The 17649-nt window shown below is 62.1% G+C and carries 14 protein-coding genes and 1 riboswitch; of the genes, 10 read left to right on the forward strand and 4 right to left on the reverse strand.

Translation table 11 applies throughout. The annotated features are described in order from the left end of the window. The first annotated feature begins 516 nt into the window (after positions 1 to 516). Positions 517 to 1434, forward strand: coding sequence for a hypothetical protein (locus tag QEG70_RS12315; protein WP_374762600.1), 918 nt, complete (start codon positions 517 to 519; stop codon positions 1432 to 1434). Positions 1435 to 1449: 15 nt separating this feature from the next. Then, positions 1450 to 1854, forward strand: coding sequence for an HD domain-containing protein (locus tag QEG70_RS12320; protein WP_308720943.1), 405 nt, complete (start codon positions 1450 to 1452; stop codon positions 1852 to 1854). Positions 1855 to 2311: 457 nt separating this feature from the next. On the opposite strand, the gene QEG70_RS12325 is transcribed toward QEG70_RS12320, so the two are convergent. After that, positions 2312 to 2488, reverse strand: coding sequence for a hypothetical protein (locus QEG70_RS12325; protein WP_308720944.1), 177 nt, complete (start codon positions 2486 to 2488; stop codon positions 2312 to 2314). A 524-nt stretch (positions 2489 to 3012) separates the two neighbouring features. Between QEG70_RS12325 and QEG70_RS12330 the strand changes: the two genes are divergently transcribed. The 3 genes from QEG70_RS12330 to shc all read left to right on the forward strand — a co-directional run bounded on the left by QEG70_RS12330 (position 3013) and on the right by shc (position 6909). Further along, positions 3013 to 4071: an NAD(P)-dependent alcohol dehydrogenase gene (locus tag QEG70_RS12330; protein ID WP_308720945.1), complete on the forward strand. Its 1059-nt coding sequence runs from the start codon at positions 3013 to 3015 to the stop codon at positions 4069 to 4071. Between the two features lie 133 nt (positions 4072 to 4204). Beyond that, complete coding sequence (locus QEG70_RS12335) at positions 4205 to 4762, forward strand: TetR/AcrR family transcriptional regulator (protein ID WP_308720946.1); 558 nt, start codon at positions 4205 to 4207, stop codon at positions 4760 to 4762. Positions 4763 to 4803: 41 nt separating this feature from the next. Next, positions 4804 to 6909 carry a squalene--hopene cyclase gene (gene shc, locus QEG70_RS12340; protein ID WP_374762601.1) on the forward strand — a complete coding sequence of 702 codons (2106 nt, stop codon included), beginning with the start codon at positions 4804 to 4806 and terminating at the stop codon, positions 6907 to 6909. An 86-nt stretch (positions 6910 to 6995) separates the two neighbouring features. Here the strand turns inward: shc and QEG70_RS12345 are convergent, their stop codons facing one another. After that, positions 6996 to 7562, reverse strand: a complete 567-nt coding sequence (locus QEG70_RS12345) for a hypothetical protein (RefSeq protein ID WP_308720948.1) — start codon at positions 7560 to 7562, stop codon at positions 6996 to 6998. 155 nt (positions 7563 to 7717) lie between these two features. On the opposite strand from QEG70_RS12345, the gene QEG70_RS12350 reads away from it, so the two are divergent. Further along, positions 7718 to 8068, forward strand: a complete 351-nt coding sequence (locus tag QEG70_RS12350) for a hypothetical protein (protein ID WP_308720949.1) — start codon at positions 7718 to 7720, stop codon at positions 8066 to 8068. Between the two features lie 78 nt (positions 8069 to 8146). Here QEG70_RS12350 and QEG70_RS12355 read toward each other — a convergent pair whose 3' ends face one another. Together QEG70_RS12355 and QEG70_RS12360 are read right to left on the reverse strand one after the other, a co-directional pair. Further along, a complete protein-coding gene (locus QEG70_RS12355; RefSeq protein ID WP_374762602.1) occupies positions 8147 to 9775 on the reverse strand; it encodes a tannase/feruloyl esterase family alpha/beta hydrolase in 1629 nt (542 codons plus the stop codon). 134 nt (positions 9776 to 9909) lie between these two features. Beyond that, the gene (locus QEG70_RS12360; RefSeq protein WP_308721105.1) at positions 9910 to 11358 is read right to left on the reverse strand and encodes a phosphomannomutase; all 1449 of its coding nucleotides are present in this window, start codon (positions 11356 to 11358) and stop codon (positions 9910 to 9912) included. Between the two features lie 473 nt (positions 11359 to 11831). Here QEG70_RS12360 and QEG70_RS12365 point away from each other — a divergent pair, with 473 nt between their 5' ends. The 4 genes from QEG70_RS12365 (at position 11832) to QEG70_RS12380 (ending at position 17587) form a co-directional block, all read left to right on the forward strand. Then, positions 11832 to 13967, forward strand: coding sequence for a putative bifunctional diguanylate cyclase/phosphodiesterase (locus QEG70_RS12365; RefSeq protein WP_308720951.1), 2136 nt, complete (start codon positions 11832 to 11834; stop codon positions 13965 to 13967). Between the two features lie 51 nt (positions 13968 to 14018). Then, positions 14019 to 14126, forward strand: a riboswitch (SAM-I-IV-variant riboswitch). A 45-nt stretch (positions 14127 to 14171) separates the two neighbouring features. Next, a complete protein-coding gene (locus QEG70_RS12370) occupies positions 14172 to 15119 on the forward strand; it encodes a homoserine O-succinyltransferase (RefSeq protein ID WP_308720952.1) in 948 nt (315 codons plus the stop codon). A gap of 184 nt (positions 15120 to 15303) precedes the next feature. Next, a complete protein-coding gene (locus tag QEG70_RS12375; RefSeq protein ID WP_308720953.1) occupies positions 15304 to 16464 on the forward strand; it encodes a hypothetical protein in 1161 nt (386 codons plus the stop codon). Between the two features lie 43 nt (positions 16465 to 16507). Continuing rightward, positions 16508 to 17587, forward strand: coding sequence for a glycosyltransferase family 4 protein (locus QEG70_RS12380; RefSeq protein WP_308720954.1), 1080 nt, complete (start codon positions 16508 to 16510; stop codon positions 17585 to 17587). The last annotated feature ends 62 nt before the right edge of the window (positions 17588 to 17649 follow it).

Below are 17649 nucleotides of genomic sequence, written 5' to 3' on the forward strand. Positions count from 1 at the left end.
AGGTTGATACACTATTTCATGATAGCGCATGCTCCTTGCAAAAAATGGCTTTCATGCGCGGGGCCGGTGGTCGGACCTCGGGCATGGGTGGATGGAGCAGTATAATTTACATGATTTTAATAATATCATACAGCCTGCCTGCCAGCACATCGCGCCAGATATTATCCTATGTCATTGAAAATATTAATTAAATGATGGTAGGTAAGATTATTTCCATTACCGGATAAAAATCAATAGAGTTACAATTCAAGAAAACCGTATGATATAATGCAATGCCGCCAGTGTATGAAGTCAGGGACCCGCGTATCATTAAAAAATAATTAAAGTTCATGTAATATGTCGTATTGAGGGATGCAGAGTTCTGTTGTCATGAAAAAAATTATGGTGGTGCCGCTTATTTTATTGTTGAGTGGATGTTATGGCGTTGGCTCCCAGAGGCTGGATCGTGATCAGCTTGACTATTCACAGGCGCTGATTGGTTCTTCCAAGCAGCAGACCCTCCTTAATGTTGTCCGCTTGCGGTATGCTGACACGCCCGGCTTCCTTGATACGACCCAGTTGATTTCCGGCTACCAGTTACAGCGCAATATTTCCATCGGGGTCGGTTCGGACTCCAACCCGATCAGGCCCGCAGGGACCATCGGGGCGCAGATACAGGAAAGCCCGACTTTTACATTCCAGCCCGTTACGGGCGATGCCTATGCGCAGAGTTTCCTGCGCCCGCTCCCCCCCGGCAGCCTGCTGCCTTTGGCCATGGGCGGCCTGCCCATCGATATCCTGTTCCGCCTGTCGGTCCAGTCGGTCAATCTTATCAATAACGCGGGCGCCATCGGGGGGGATCTTGGGCGCGGCTCGCCTGAATTCTTTGAACTGCTCTATGACCTGCGCCGGTTGCAGATTGCGGGCCTGCTCGGCATACAGCTTGAACATAGCGAGGAAATACCTGGAAAGACCCCGGCTTTTGACCGGGTCTTCCTGACGGTATCCTCAACGACCGACCCGATCCTGTCTGAAGTCGTGAAGGCGACGCGGCGGTTTTTTGCAATGGGCCCCAATGACGAGCGCGTGGAAGTCATCTACGGGGCAGGCAAGCCGCAACGCGGCCAGGTCCGGCTTCTTACGCGCACGATGCTGGGCGTTATGGGGCAGATTGCCTACCAGATCGACGTGCCGCAGGAAGATATTGATTCAGGGCGTACCCTGCCCAAAATCATTCTGGTCGGGCGCAATACAAAGCCGACCGTTTTTGTTCATGTCAGTAATGAGCGGCCAAAATCTTCTTTTGTATCAACAAAATACAATAACAAATTCTACTATATATCGGATACCGATTTCCCCAGCAAACTCGGGTTCACCATGCTGCAGATCCTGATGGAACTTTCAAAAACCACCAAAAACCCGGGCGCCGTGCTGACCATACCCGTAAATGGATGAAGCCGGTGGCCGCGCATGGTCAATGAAGCCTACGACATGCTGCGCTTTTTATGGGGCAAGGCACGCCCGGCGGATCAGGGCGGCAACACGGGTGCGCCCATCCATCCCCTTGTTGCGCATATGCTCGATGTGGCGGCGGTAGCGGTTCTGTGGCCCGGCAGCGGGCGGCTGGCGCTGGACCGTCGACAACTTGGCCTGCTCGTGGCGCTGCATGATATTGGCAAGGTCACGCCCGCTTTTCAGGCACAGGTTCCGGCCCACTGGCCCTGGCAGGCGCTCGGGCCGTTGCCCGATGCGGTGGTGGACTCACGACATGACGTGGATGGCCTGATCAAGGTAACGGGAGACGGGAAGGAAGTCTGGCTGCAATCGTTTTACTGTCTGATCTGGAAACGATGCGCCGGAGGGGCCTCCCGGTAACCCCTCATAGCGGTCCCGCCACAAGGGCGGTCCTACGGCTGGGAGAATAACACCGTGTCACGGCACATCGCTTCGCTGATATAGGCCACATCTGCGCGTATTTTCATCCTGTCATCCATGTTCAGCATGGATTTTGATTTCGCGAGCGCATGTGCGGAGATGAACCATCGGTCGCAGTGCGGTTTTCAAGCCATGTGTGTACGACCGGCATCCCATCTGACGTCCAGTGCCTCCGAGGGGCGTAATCGACATTTTGCAGCAGCCTGCTCGGTTCACTGGTCAGTAAACGGGCAGAATGGTTCTGGATTTCGTTACATTCAGCGCTTGGGCTGGTGCCTCTGTCAGTCCCTTGAGCATGTGTTCAAGGGCATTATCGCACTGGCAGCCTGACATGCTCGATAGATCAATCAGCACGCGCCCAGCATTGTCGCTCATACCGGCAGGCCAGACAGAAAGATTAGGCGGTTGGGATAGGATTTTTTGAATTTTTCTGATTTTTGGCCCGAGCCGCTGCCACTTTTTCCCGGAACTCCTCCATCAAGTCCGGCATCTGGATGACCGGCGGCTCGCTCATGTCCGGCGTGTCCGGATAATCGAACTTTTCCAGTTCGTCCTGACTGTATTCTTTCATCATTTTTTTCCAAGATTATGGCTGGAGATGCGCCTTGAGGCACCATATTGCTCCACAATGACCATGCATCCGCATGACCCTTTACAGGATCGACCCTATGCGCGCTTTCCTTCTTGTCAAGAATGACGTGTGGAAGAACCAGTCGCCCTGTCGGCTGCTGCCTTTCCCGTCGTTCCCGCTGCCGCTAACAGGAGTGTGTTCCCCACATGTGCGGCAATGAGCGGCATCCATGCTGGCATCTATTGTTCCGACAGCCGACATGAAGGCGCGCTTCGGTTCCGTTCTGAAAACATCCTGTAATCCGTCGCGTTGTGGCGCATACGCCCCGCAATGCGCGCTGTGTGGCAGCATGTTGTTTTCTTGTGGCCCTGAACCATCAGTGCCAGACTGCGCCCTTGCAAGCTCCGGCATGACAGAACCCCAGAGATGCCTTCTTGCTGGGGGATCCGGTTTCAGCCCCCTCCAGGGCGGGTGTCCATACCGCGTGCCTGTGCCGTAGAACAAAAGTCTGAACAGGGTGGAATAACATGAAGACCATTGGTTATGCCGCGCGTGATGCAAAGACCCCGCTGGCGCCCTATGCCTTCGAGCGCCGGGCGTTGCGTGATAATGATGTGGCCCTCGAAATCCTGTACTGTGGCGTCTGCCATTCCGACCTGCACCAGAGCCGTGATGACTGGAAGGACTGGGGACAAACCCTTTACCCCTGCGTGCCGGGGCATGAAATCATTGGCCAGGTCGTTGCCGTCGGCCCCAAGGTGACACGCCACAAGGTGGGTGATGCGGTTGCCGTGGGCACCATTGTCGATAGCTGCCAGCAATGCGACCAGTGCCGCCGGGGCGAGCAGCAGATGTGCCGCGAAGTGCCGACCCTGACCTATAACGGCCGCGACCGGCTCACCTGCGAAACCACGCATGGCGGCTACTCCAAGCACATCGTGGTGCGCGATGACTTCGTGCTGCGCCTGCCGCAGGGGCTTGACCCCTCCCGCGCGGGGCCGCTGCTGTGCGCGGGCATCACCGTCTATTCCCCGTTGCGCACGTGGAATGTGGGGCCGGGCAGCCGCGTGGGCGTGGTGGGCATTGGCGGGCTGGGGCATCTGGCCGTGCGGCTTGCGGCAGGGCTTGGCGCCACGGTCACGGTCATTACGCGCAGTGCCGCCAAGGCGGCGGAAGCCAGGGCGCTGGGGGCGGATCATGTCATCGTTTCCACCTCCGATGAGGCCATGAAGGCCGGGGCCTCATCGCTCGATGTCATTATCGACACCGTGCCGGTCTCGCATGATGTCTCGCCCTATGTCGCCCTGCTCGATGTGGAAGGGGTGCTGGTGATCGTGGGCAATCTTGGCCCGGTGCCCGCATTCAGTTCGCTGCCGCTGGTGCTGGGGCGGCGGCGCATTACCGGCTCGCCCGTGGGTGGCCTGCCGCAGACACAGGAACTGCTCGATTTCTGCGCGCGCAAGAACATCCTGCCCGATTGCGAGATCGTGCCCATGCAGCAGATCAACGAAGCCTTCACGCGTATGGACCGGGGTGATGTGCATTATCGCTTCGTCATCGACATGGCCTCGCTCACCGCAGCCTGACAGCAGGGCATGCCAGCAGGTGCCGCTTTTTTTTCACAGGCGGCACCGTGCCACTCACGCGGGCATGGCTTGCAGGGCAGGCCGTCATGGTTTAATTCCATCCGGACGGAATGAAACTACGGAGACCCCGCGCATGGCGCGCCCAAGAACCATTGACCGCGATAGGGTGCTTGATTGTGTCGAGCACCTCGTGCAGCGCGAAGGGGTTGCCGCCCTCACGCTCGATGCCGTGGCGCGCGAGGCGGGCATAACCAAGGGTGGGCTGCAATACTGCTTTGGCAGCAAGGATGACCTGATCACCGCCCTGATCGACCGCTGGATCGCGGTTTTTGATGCCCAGGTCAGCCAGAACATGCCACGCAACCCCGATGCCACCGATCGGGCGCGCGCCTACCTGCTGGTCGCCAGCCAGATTGATGAGGCCACGCAGGCGAGGATGGCGGGCATGCTCGTTACCCTCATGCAGTCCCCCAAACACCTGCACCGGGTGCGGGCGTGGTATGCACGCTGGTTCAAAGTGTGTAATCCGGCCTCTGCCGTGGCGCGTCGGGCCCGCACGGCGCTTTTTGCCGCCGAGGGGGCATTTTTTCTGCGCAGCACAGGGTTTATTGAAATGGATCAGGCGGAGTGGGAAACTGTCTTCGCTGATTTTGAGCAACTGGTCACGCCCCTGCAGGCCGGCACGGATTGACAAGGCCCCTGACTATTATATCGCCCACAGGTATGGATGAAATGAACAGCGAAAGTCGCCCTTCACGCAAGCAGGCCGGAACTTCCGGCTCCAACAAGACCGAATCCCGCCCCGATTCCGCTCCGGCGGCGGCTTTCAGGGGCATTGACAACAGCCTGACGCACACGATCTCCGCCGCCTGCAAATGGCTGATGGAACAGCAGAAGCCCGATGGCCATTGGGTTGGCTCGGTCGCCTCGAACGCCTCGATGGAGGCCGAGTGGTGCCTGGCCCTGTGGTTCCTTGGCCTTGAGGACCACCCCCTGCGCCCCCGCCTGGGCAAAGCCCTGCTGGAAATGCAGCGTGAGGATGGCTCATGGGGCATCTATTACGGCGCGGGCAATGGCGACATCAACGCCACCGTCGAATCCTACGCCGCCCTGCGCTCGCTGGGCTATGCCGCCGATGACCCCGCCCTGAGCCGGGCCGCCACATGGATTGCAAGCAAGGGCGGCCTGCGCAACGTGCGCGTGTTCACCCGCTACTGGCTGGCCCTGATCGGGGAATGGCCGTGGGAAAAGACGCCCAACCTGCCGCCGGAAATTATCTGGTTCCCCAACAAATTCGTTTTCTCCATCTACAATTTCGCGCAGTGGGCGCGCGCGACCCTGGTGCCGCTGGCCATCCTGTCCGCGCGGCGCTCGTCGCGCCCCCTGCGCCCGCAGGACCGGCTGGATGCGCTCTTTCCCGCAGGGCGCGAGAATTTCGATTACGAACTGCCCCCGCGTGACGGGCAGGACCTGTGGGCCACCTTCTTCCGCAAGACCGATCGCGCGCTGCACTGGTTGCAGACCAAATTCCTCAAGCGCAACACCATGCGCGAGGCCGCGATCCGCCACATGCTGGAATGGATCATCCGCCATCAGGATGCCGATGGCGGCTGGGGCGGCATCCAGCCGCCATGGGTCTATGGCCTGATGGCGCTGCATGGCGAGGACTACCAGTTCCATCACCCCGTCATGGCCAAGGGGCTGGCAGCGCTTGATGATCCCGGCTGGCGCTATGACCGGGGCGATGCAAGCTGGGTGCAGGCCACCAACAGCCCGGTATGGGACACCATGCTGGCGCTGATGGCCCTGCATGATGCCGATGCCGAGACCGATTTCACCCCCGAGATGGACAAGGCCCTTGGCTGGCTGCTTGAACGCCAGGTGCGCGTGAAAGGTGACTGGTCGATCAAGCTGCCGGATCTCGAACCCGGCGGCTGGGCGTTTGAATATGCCAATGACCGCTACCCCGACACCGATGACACCGCCGTGGCCCTGATTGCGCTCGCCGCCTGCCGCGACCGCGAGGAATGGAAGGGCAGGGGCGTCGAGGCCGCGATTACCCGCGGCGTGAACTGGCTCGTGGGCATGCAGAGCACCTGTGGCGGCTGGGGCGCGTTTGACAAGGACAACAACCGCGCATTGCTCTCCAAGATCCCGTTCTGTGATTTTGGCGAAGCACTTGACCCGCCGTCCGTCGATGTCACGGCGCATGTGCTCGAGGCTTTTGGCGTGCTGGGCCTGCCGCGTGACATGCCTGCACTCCAGCGCGGGCTGGCCTATATCCGCGCCGAGCAGGAACCCGATGGCCCGTGGTTTGGCCGCTGGGGCGTCAATTACCTCTATGGCACGGGTGCGGTGCTGCCCGCCCTTGCCGCCATTGGCGAGGACATGACCCAGCCTTACATTGGCAAGGCCTGTGACTGGCTCGTGGCCCACCAGCAGGAAAATGGCGGCTGGGGCGAAAGCTGTGCATCCTATATGGAGATCGCCTCCATCGGGCGCGGGCCGACCACGCCCTCGCAGACCGCCTGGGCGCTGATGGGGCTGATCGCGGCCAACCGCAAGCAGGACCATGAGGCCATCGTGCGCGGCTGCCGCTACCTGATCGACCTGCAGCAGGCCGATGGCCACTGGGATGAGAAGGAGTTCACCGGCACCGGCTTCCCCGGTTACGGGGTGGGGCAGACCATCAAGCTCGATGACCCGGCCCTGACAAGCCGCCTGCAGCAGGGCGCGGAACTCTCACGTGCGTTCATGCTGCGCTATGACCTGTACCGGCAGTTCTTCCCCATCATGGCGCTGAGCCGGGCCGCGCGCCTGCTTAAAAGCAGCACCTGAAGTAAAGGCAGGCGCATTTGAAATGCGCCTGCCCACCTGATTTTAAAAAACCAAAAAATCGCTACCTTAAATAAAACAGTGCTTTTTTATTTCTGTAATCCGTCTTTCCCGGTCGTAGCGGGGCTGGCTTCAATCTCAAGCGGCTTTGCTTTCATGGCGTCAGCGGTGGGCACACCCTGCAGGCGGATGGCCGCGATCTTGCGCAGGATCGGCTCCTTGGCGCGCGACAGGGCTGCTGTCAGCAGCCTGTCCATGCCGGTCTTGCGCAGGACAATCTGGGCATGTGGCGGCAGGTGCGCGATGACCAGATCGGCAAAACGGGCGATGATCAGTTCATCGGCAAGGATATCGAACGCGGCGGAAGAGGCGACCTGCCGGATGGTCTGCTCGATCAGCGGGCCATATTTTTCCAGCAGTTCGGACTCCCTGATGGACAGGGTTTTATCGCGCAGCCACTGGATCTTCTCTTGCGAGGCGTCGCTTCTGTAATAGTCTTTTACCCCTTCCTTCACCCGGCCCGTTTTTTCGGCCACGGAGGCGAACTTTGATTTCAGCCACCCCTTTTTGCCGCCGTTTTCAGGGGGCAGGGGGGCATCATTACCATCCGGGCCATTCTGCGCGGCATCAGTGTGTTCCTGGTCTGCTGTCATCATATTCTCCGACCGGGTGCTGCTATTGAGGGCACAGGTCTTGATAAAAGGATGGCCAATGCCTGCCGGATGGTCAGGCGTAAAGCCTGGTTTATTGACATCCATGGGCAGCTTTATCATAAGCACGGCCTCAATTCCTGCCCGTGAAAGAACCCGCCATGCGTTTTTCAGTTAAATCCCTGCGTTCCGGCCTGGTGCTGCTTCCCGTGCTGGCGCTGACCGCCTGCGGCGGCCCTTCGACAGGCGACATACAGACGGCTCTGGACAAGAGCATGAAGCAGGAACTCGACCAGGCGAACCACCTCAGCATGGAACTGATCGGTCGCCCCAACCCGCTTGTGTCGCAGACCCCGCAGGTCAAGGTTGTTGATAGCGACTGCCACACGAAGGAAGGTGATGACTCGATCTATACCTGCAAGATCACGCTGAAAAACGCGCAGGGCGACGTGCGCGAGGCGACCCTGCCGGTCAAGAAGGTCGAGGGTGAATGGGTTATTCTTAAAAACTGAAAAGATTGTTGAAAAATAACAGACGTTGTTGGGTGCCGCCTTTTCTTTAAGGCGGCGTTCCCTGTAAATGTTTAAAAATCAGTTCGTACCTGGTGTCACGCAGGCAAAGCTGCGGGCATCATCCATGTCGCCCTGCCCATCATAACGCGCAACGGCAGGCCAGGCGCAGAGCGGGCGGGTACGCACGACCTTCCCCCCTTCGACGCGGGCGGCAACAATCATGTCAGGCGCCTGCCCGTTACTGACCCAGCTATCGATTGCACCAAGCTTGCTGAAGGTGTCGCACCCGGCCCCGCCGTGGCAGTGCTCCATGCCGGGAATGGTGATGAGCCTGACCCCGTCACGGCCTGCAGCACCCGCGCGGCGCTGCACGGCCTGATAGTAGGTGGCGAGCTGCTGGGGGTTATGGCCGTCATTCCAGCCGATATAAAGCAGCAGCCTGCCGCCACGGGCCAGGAAGGGCGCAAGGTTGTCATCCACATGCAAAAGCGGGCCGACCTTGCGGGTGGCCTCCTGCACGTCGGTATCCCATTTCAGGGTGGTCCAGTCCCAGTCCGGGTTCTGGAAGGCTGCATATCTGAACAGGTCGAGCGCTACGGGGAAGGCCTTGCCATCAGCCGAGAAACCATCCTCGCTGCCCTTGGCCGGGCCGGGGAAGATGACCGTATGCGTCTGCGGGTCAACGGGGCCCTGATAGATGTTACGGGCTGCGCGCACTTCATCGGCGGTCAGGCAATGATCCGTGTTGCCGCCCGGTTTGCATAGGATCTGCTCGGGCCTGAAGGCGCAGCGGTCGGGTTCATCCACAAAGCCCTGTTTCCTGCCCACCGGCCCCGCGCAGGCATTCATCACCGCCGCATTGAGCAGCCGGAACTTGTCGCGGGATACGCGTAGCGCGGGGTCATGATAGCTCATCCACCCCGCCCAGAGCTGCTCGGCATTGAAATTGACAATCGGGTTGGGCGGTGCGCCCGCTACGATGCCGTCATAATCCTCAGGGTAGCGTTTGGCCTCGATCAGCCCTTCCAGCCCGCCGAGCGAGCAGCCGATCCAGTAGGCATGCGTGGCCTCGTGGCCATAGAATGTCCTGACCAGCGTCTTGGCCGCGACCGTCATCAGGTGGTCGGCGCGGTAGGCGTAGTCGATCATTTTCTCGGGGTGGCCCAGCGTAAAGCGGCCGCCCTGGCCCTCGGGAGTTGCGCTGTCATGCCCGGTATCGGTGCTGGCCACTGCATAGCCTTCATTGATGCCCGTGGCCATGCCGTCATACATGAGCGAACCGGCCCAGCCAAAATTGCCCACGCCCAGCAACCTGCCGTTCCAGCCCTTGAGTGGCAGCCAGATCTCGGTGCGGATGTGGGAATCCGCCGTCGGGTGGAGCGTGAGGGCAATGCGGCAGAAGGCGGGGTTCGCGGCCTCGGTCTGGTGCCCGGCCAGGTTCATGCCCGGCGTGGACATGATGTGGCTGAGCTGGTCCTGCGGGGCGTGCCAGCTTCCCGCCTTTACGGTTTCAACGGTGGTGAAGGTGGCGTCAGGCAGGGCGTGGCGGGCAAGGTCGCTACAGCTTGTGGCCCGTGCGGCGCAGGCGCCTCCCATCATGAACGGGGCGGCCAGCAGGGCACCTGCCAGGGCGCGGCGGGAGGCGCGCCATGGACGGGACGCGGGCAGGGGATCGAGATGGGGCATGCGAAGGTCCTGGCGGCTCATTGCAGGGAAAAAACGGGTGTCATGCGCCAGATCGGGTCATGACGGCTGGCCCCATTGTGGTCCTGAATGCCCGGGGTTGGAAGCCCCCGGGCTACGGGCAGGGAGGTGCCTTCAATCCTGCGCGGGCCGCGGGTTCAGCGCCATGCGCTGACGGCTTCAAGCCCGGTATGCAACAGTTGCGTCGCCCGTTCGGGGCTTTCGGCCTCTACATACACGCGCAGTTCCGGCGCGTTGCCTGACGGGCGGAGGTGAATGACCTCGCCACCCGCAAAGATCATGCGCAGGCCATCGGTTTCATCCACATGGGCCAGCGCGCCGCACGCATCGGTCAGGCCCAGCGCATTCGCCCCTCGCGCCGGGTCGCTACGCAGGGCGGCAATGTGGTCGGTGCTCTGCGCTGTGGGCATGTCCTTGAGCCGGTCGCTCAGCGTAAAGCGGCGGGGCAGGGTGGCGACAAGCCCGGCAAGGTCGGTGCCTGCCTCACGCGCAGCCACGAGCGCGCAGATCATGGGCAGCACGGAATCCCGCGTGGGCAATGCCGCCAGCGTGCGGCCGCCGCGCGTGACCGGGCTTGCCAGCAGGAAGCCGCCATTGGCTTCATAACCGACCGAGGGTTCATGCCCATCGCCCGCCGCTTGCGTCATGGCCGCGACCACGTAGGGCGAGCCGATGCGCGTGCGCTGCACCGTGTAGGCAAACCCCGCCTGCTCCAGCGCCGTGTTGCTGCTGACCGGGGTTGCCACGGCACGGGCAGCCAGAAACCGCGCGGCCAGAATGCCCAGCACGTCGCCGCGCAGCCATGCGCCATGCCGGTCGGCCAGCAGCGGGCGGTCGGAATCGCCATCAGTGGTCAGGATGGCGTCCAGCGTGCCATCGGCGGTCCATTCGCGGGCGAGGGCGGCATCCTCGGGGCGGACGGCCTCGGTATCGACGGGAATGAAGCTGTCCATGCGGCCAAGAGGCACGGCGGTGGCGCCAAGGGCCTCGACAATCTGCACCAGCACGTCGCGCCCCACGGCGGAATGCTGGTAGATGCCCAGTTTCAGCCCCGCCAGGGCATCGGCGCCAAAAAAGTCGCGGTAGCGGGCCACGAAGCCGGGCACCACGTCGGTCACGGGCGGCAGGTCGGGCGGCGCGGTGAGCGTGCCCTGCGTGTCGAACCAGCCTTCGGGCAGGCTCACATCGAGTTCGCGCATCGCCGCCTCGTCAGGTTTGAGGAACTCGCCGCGCGCACGGTTGAACTTGATGCCGTTGCGGTCCGCCGGGATATGGCTGCCCGTGACCATGAGCGAGGGCATGCCCTGCGCAAACGCATGCAGGCACAGGGCGGGCGTGGGCACGTAACCGCAAAAGACCGGTACGCCATGCATGTAACGGATCGCGGCGGCGCAGGCGCGCAGGATGCGCGGCGTGCTCGGGCGCAGGTCACCCGCCACGGCCACCGATGCGCCGGGCGCGAACTCGCCAAGGCTGGTCAGGTGCCGCAGGTAGCCCACGGTGTAGGCGAAGCAGACCGAATCCTTCATGGCGCTGACAAGGCCGCGCGCGCCGCTCGTTCCAAACGCGACACCGGAATGCTGCATCCACTGGGCTATCTTCATGGGTTCTTTCTCGCTCCTGACCAATCCTGCGCACAACGCTGGCGCGCGGGCAGATGTTGATACAAACAATCGTGTCCGGTCGCTGCCTGCCCCCGCCGCGCGGGCCAGCGTGGGGCAGGGGCATGGCGCAAATAAGGCGGCCGGGGCACAGGGGCGGGAGGCGCTATATTGCATTTATGGCTGATCTATACTGCATTTTTTAATTTTGTTCATAAAAACATAATAAAAATGTATTGAAACTATAACACATGCAGGCAGGCGGGGCGGCTAGATGAAGAAGCCGTGGTTAAGGAATGATGAATATGGCCTGCCGGTTCGTTGCAACATCATGATGTGCCCGCATGTCGATCACGCTCGGCTCCTGGTTGCGGGCAGGTGGGGCAGGCTGTCATGCGCGTCCTGAATGCTGGCGCAGGCATGGCGCCCTCCGCTTTGAAATGGTTGTGGAACATTGCATGATGAATGATATCGCCGCTCCGCCAGCCCCCTCGGCTTTCATGACCATGGGCGATATCGCCTGCCAGGGGCCGGTCATCGGGCCGGATGCGCTGGGCGAGCGGCTGTTCGAGCTGTTTCACAATGACCCCGCGCTGATGCTGGTGGCGGTGGTGGACCAGCACGACGCGCCGGTGGGGCTGGTGGAGCGGCAGGCGTTCTTCCTCAAGGTATCGGGCCGGTTTGGCCATGCGCTGTTCAACCGCCGCCCCGTGGCGCTGCTGATGGATGACAGCCCGGTCATGATCGATGCCGATATTCCCTCCGCCGAGTTTACGGCGCGCGCGCTCATGACCCAGCCCTCCGACCTCATGCGCGGCTATATCGTGACAAAGGCGGGGCGCTATCACGGCACGGGCTCGGCGCTGGACCTGATCAACGCCTCGCATTCCCACGCCGTGGCCTCGGCCGCGGGGCTGAAGGCCGCGGCCGAGGACCTGAGGCGGGCCAACAAGCGCATCTTGCGTGACAAGCTGTTCATCGACACCATTGTCGAGAACATTCCCTCCGCCCTGGTCGTGCGCTCCATGCGTGAGGACCACCCCGTGCTGGTCAACCGCGCGGCGGAGGAGATGATGGGCTGCACGCGCGACCTGCTACTTGAACGCAAGGTCGATGCTGTATTTGATGCCGACGAGATCGGCCACCTGCTGCTCAGCCGCGCGGCAGGCGGCGCGCAGGCGGCGGAGCAGGTTCTGTGCGACCATCACGGCACCGCGCGCGCCATTGCCACCCGCCACGTCACCATTACCGATGAGCGCGGCGGCGCGCGGTGGGAAATGTGCGTGGCCGATGACGTGACCGAACAGCGCAGCGCCCAGCGCCGCGTCGAGCAGCTCGCCCATTACGACCCGCTGACCGGGCTGGCCAACCGCGCCCTGTTCTCCGCCCGGCTCGAGGCCAGTTGCGCCCCCGGCCTGAGTGCGACGCTGCTGTGCATCGACCTTGATTACTTCAAGACCGTCAATGACGTTTATGGCCATGCGGCGGGCGACACGCTGCTGCGGCTGGTTTCCGCCCGCCTGCTGGCCTGCAGCCGGCCCGAAGACCTTGTGGCAAGGCTGGGCGGCGACGAGTTTGCCATCATCTGGCCCCAGGTGCCCGCCCCGGACGAACTGACCGGTCGCGCGCGTGAAATTGTCGAGACTGTCAGCAAACCCTACGTCATCGACGGGCACCATATCGTCATTGGCGCCAGTATCGGGGCGGCGCTGTACCCGCAGGATGGCGAGAATGCCGAAATGCTGCTCCAGCATGCCGATATTGCGCTGTACCGCGCCAAGTCGCTCGGGCGCAACGGCTTCCAGTTCTTTGATGCCGACCTGCGCGATGAAATCCAGACCCGCGCGCGCCTTGGCAATGAACTGCGCGCGGCCATTGCAGGCAATGCGCTGACGCTGCATTTCCAGCCGCTCTATTCCATGCCGGGCAACCGCATCAGCGCGTGCGAGGCGCTGGTGCGCTGGCACCACCCCGAGCGCGGCATGATCCCGCCCGACCAGTTCGTGGGCCTGGCCGAGGAAAACGGCCTGATCCACGACCTTGGCGAATGGGTGCTGCGCGCCGCCTGCCTCGAGGCGGCGGGCTGGCCCGAGCAGGTGCGCATTGCGGTCAATGTCTCGCCCATCCAGTTGCGCAACCCGCGCTTCCTCGGCATCGTGGAAGGGGCCCTGGCGTGTTCCGGCCTTGCCCCCGCGCGGCTTGAGGTCGAGATTACCGAAAACATTTTTGTGCAGAACAGCGCCACCAACCGCGACATCCTGCACAGGCTGGGCCAGATCGGGTGCAGCATCGTGCTGGATGATTTCGGCACCGGCTATTCCTCGCTGGGCTACCTGCGCTCGTTTCGATTCCAGAAGATCAAGATCGACCGCTCCTTCGTGCAGGAACTGCCCGAGCGCGGGGCTGCGGGCATCATCCGCGCCATCATCAGCCTGGCGCAGAGCATGGACATTCCCATCACGGCGGAAGGGGTGGAAACACACGACCAGTGGGCGCATCTCAACGAACTGGGCTGCAACCAGGTGCAGGGCTTCCTGCTTGGCCGCCCCCAGCCATCGGAGATGATCCGCCAGAGCCTCCTTACCCATGCCTGAGCGCAGGGGCGGCATGCTCTTGCACCCGTAACGCAAAACACGTAAAACCACGGCCAGCATCAGGAGTTGGGGCGACGCCCAACGCCAACCTGCCGTTCCGGGCAAGGTGGCGCTCCCGCAAGGGAGGATGTGGCCAGGCCGGCAACCAAGCGGATCATGCCACGCAGTGCGTCACGCCCCACATAATGGAGGACGGACGCGGCAATGCCCATAAGAATACCCGATGATCTCCCCGCCCGTGGCACGCTTGAAGCCGAGGGTGTGATGGTGATGGGCGAGACCGACGCCATACGGCAGGATATCCGCCCGCTGCGCATCGGCCTGCTCAACCTCATGCCCAACAAGATCCGCACCGAGACCCAGATCGCCCGCCTCATCGGGGCAACACCGCTGCAGGTCGAACTCACGCTGGTGCGCATGAGCGGGCATGTGCCGCGCAATGCGTCCGCCAGCCATATGACCTCGTTCTACCGGGCGTGGGAGGAGGTGCGCGGCGCGCGTTTCGATGGCTTCATCATCACCGGCGCCCCCGTCGAGCGCCTGCCTTTTGCCGAGGTGACGTACTGGGATGAACTGCGCCGCGTGTTCGACTGGACCCGGACCAACGTGCACCGATGTTTCAACATCTGCTGGGCCGCCCAGGCGGCAGTGCATCACTTTCATGGCATGCCCAAGCACGCGCTCGCCCACAAGGCGTTCGGGGTGTATGACCACCGCATCCTTGCCCCGACATCGCCCTACCTGCAAGGCTTTGCCGATGACCTGTCCATTCCCGTCTCGCGCTGGACGGAGGTGCGGCGCGCCGACCTGCCGCGCGGCACCGACATGACCGTTCTGGCCGAAAGCCCCGAGACCGGCCTGTGCCTGCTCGATGACCCGCGCCACCATGCGCTGCACATGTTCAACCACCTTGAATATGATTCCACCTCGCTGGCCGATGAATATTTCCGCGACCGGGAGCGGGGGCTCGATATTGCGGTGCCGCACAATTATTTCCCGCATGATGACCCGACCCTGCGCCCCATCAACCGCTGGCGCGCGCATGCGCACCTGCTGGCGGGCAACTGGATCAACCAGATCTACCAGACCACGCCGTTCGATATGGCGCGGATCGGGCATGAAAGCCGCAGCCCCGCCATGGCCTGCGCCTGAAGGCACACGGATACGTGAAGGAGGCATGCCTGTTCGCGCAAATGTCAGACAATAAAAAGAATGGTGTGAAGATGGGGGTATTCTCCCCCGTCGCCGACGGTGCTAGAAAAGGGTCAAGGCCATGGTCCGCGGCTATTTATTGCGATAAAAAACCGATATAGTTACAGGCATGACTTTGCATGGCATGAAGATCGGCTTTCTATTCAACCACGACTGTATCCACCAGATTCCGCATACGGCCCCCATCATCTGCCAGCTTGTCGCATTGGGGCAGGATGTTACGGTCATTACCTCATCAGTGGAGCAGGAGGCGCAGGTACGCCGCATGGTTGCCGCCTGCGCGCGGAATGTGACCTTCGTGCACATTGACATCAGCCTGCTCGCGCGTGCCGTCAACGTGGTGGCCCGTTCCTTCCTGCCGTTCCGCCGCATTGCCAACCTGCGCGAGAATATCCGCCTGTTCTCCCGCTTTGATGCGCTGGTCGTGCCCGAGACCACATCCGCCCTGCTCAAGAGCCATTTCCGGCTCGATATCAAGCTGATCTACTTCCCCCACGGCGCGGGCGACCGTTCCATCGGGTTTCGCGATGTGACGCGGTTTTTCGACCTGGTGCTGTTGCCCGGCGAGAAAACGCGCGAGCGCATGCAGGCCGGAGACCTCATCCGCCCTGATGCGCATTCCGTGGTGGGCTACCCCAAATTCGATATTGTCGACCTGTCCAGCCGTTCCCGGTTTTTTGATAATGACCGCCCGACCGTGCTGTACAACCCGCATTTCGATCCGGTCCTGTCCTCATGGTGGGACATGGGGCTTGAGGTGCTGGACTGGTTTGCACGGCAGGACGACTACAACCTGATCTTTGCGCCCCATGTCATGCTGTTCAGGCGCTACCTGCATACATCGGTCGAGCACCGCAGGCTGCGCCTGCGCCGGATGATACCGCAGAAAATCCGCAACCTGTCACATATCCTGATCGATGCCGGCAGCCCCAACTCGGTTGACATGTCCTATGTGCGCGGGGCTGATATTTACCTCGGTGATGTCAGCAGCCAGATCTATGAATGGATCTACCAGCCACGGCCGTGCATCTTCCTCAATTCGCACGGTGCGAAGTGGCGCGACAATCCCAATTATGCCCACTGGAACATGGGGCAGGTGATCGACCGGGTGGATGAACTGCCCCATGCACTTGCGGTGGCGCAGGCGCAGCAGGCCCTTTATGGGCCACGCCAGCAGGCGGCGTTTGCCGCAACCTTCCACACCGTGCCCGATGAGAGTGCCGCCAGCCGCGCTGCCCGGGACATTGTGTATTTCCTCTCGCATGGTAAAACAGCCGCCGCCTGAAAGCTGAGAGAACCCATGACCATCGGTGTGGGAGGAGAAGGTCATGCGGATCGCCTATGTCATCAACACGTTCGAGGGGGGAGGGGCTGCCCTGCCCATACCCGATATCGTGGAGGTGTGCCGCGCCAACGGGCATAGTGTTGATGTTGCGGCGCTCTCCCCGCGCAATGGGCGCGCCATGCCCGCCCTGCGCAAGGCCGGGATTGCGCCCGTTGTGCTGGCCGAGGATACATCATCCCCCGCGCTGATGCTGCACCGCCTTGATGCCTGGGTGCGCAAAGTGCAGCCGACCCATATCTGGACATCGCTCACCCGCGCCACCCTGCTCGGGCAGCTTGTCGGGCTGCGTCAGGGCATTCCGGTGGTGAGTTGGCAGCACAACGCCTTTCTAAAGCCTGCCAACCTGGCCCTGCTGCGGCTCATGCGCAACCGCAGCCGGTTATGGGTGGGCGATTCAGGCTACGTGACCGAACTGACCCGCCAGCGCCTTGCCCTGCCTGCCGAACGGGTCATGTCATGGCCCATCTTCCGCATTGATCCTGATCTGGCACCTGCCACGCCGTGGCAGCCGGGCGAGGTGGTGCAGATCGGCTCGCTGGGGCGGCTTGATCCATCCAAGGGGTATGACGTGCTGCTCCGCGCGCTGCTGGCCCTGCGTGAGGTGCCCGGCCTGCCGCCCTACAGGGTCACCATAGGCGGCGAGGGAGCGGAGCATAAGCTGCTGCAGGGCTTTTGCCAGCGCCACGGGCTGGATCAGGTCCATTTCGCGGGTTATGTCGATGATACGGCGGCGTTCCTGCGGGGCTGCCATCTCTATGCCCAGCCCTCGCGGCAGGAAGGGTTCTGCATTGCCGCTCATGAGGCCATGAACATGGGCCTGCCGGTGCTGGGCAGCACCGTGGGCGAGATGACGCATTCCATTACCGAAGGGGTCAGTGGCTGGCATGTCCGCCCCCGGCGGCCACATGAGCTTGCCGTCAAGCTCGAGCAGGCCCTGCGCCAGCCCGAGCGTCTTGCAGCCATGGGGCAGGCGGCGCGGGCCTATGTGGCGCAGCATTTCAGCCCGGCGGCCTTCATGCAGGCCGGGAGTGCCGTGTTGCAGCGCATGGCGGCGCTGGCATAGCGCCGTTAACCGGCTGAAAGCGGAAAAGTAAAAGTCTTTTGGGGCCGCCTTTTTTCAAAAAG

Source organism: Komagataeibacter xylinus, assembly GCF_031081985.1.
Taxonomy (GTDB): Bacteria; Pseudomonadota; Alphaproteobacteria; order Acetobacterales; family Acetobacteraceae; genus Komagataeibacter; species Komagataeibacter xylinus_E.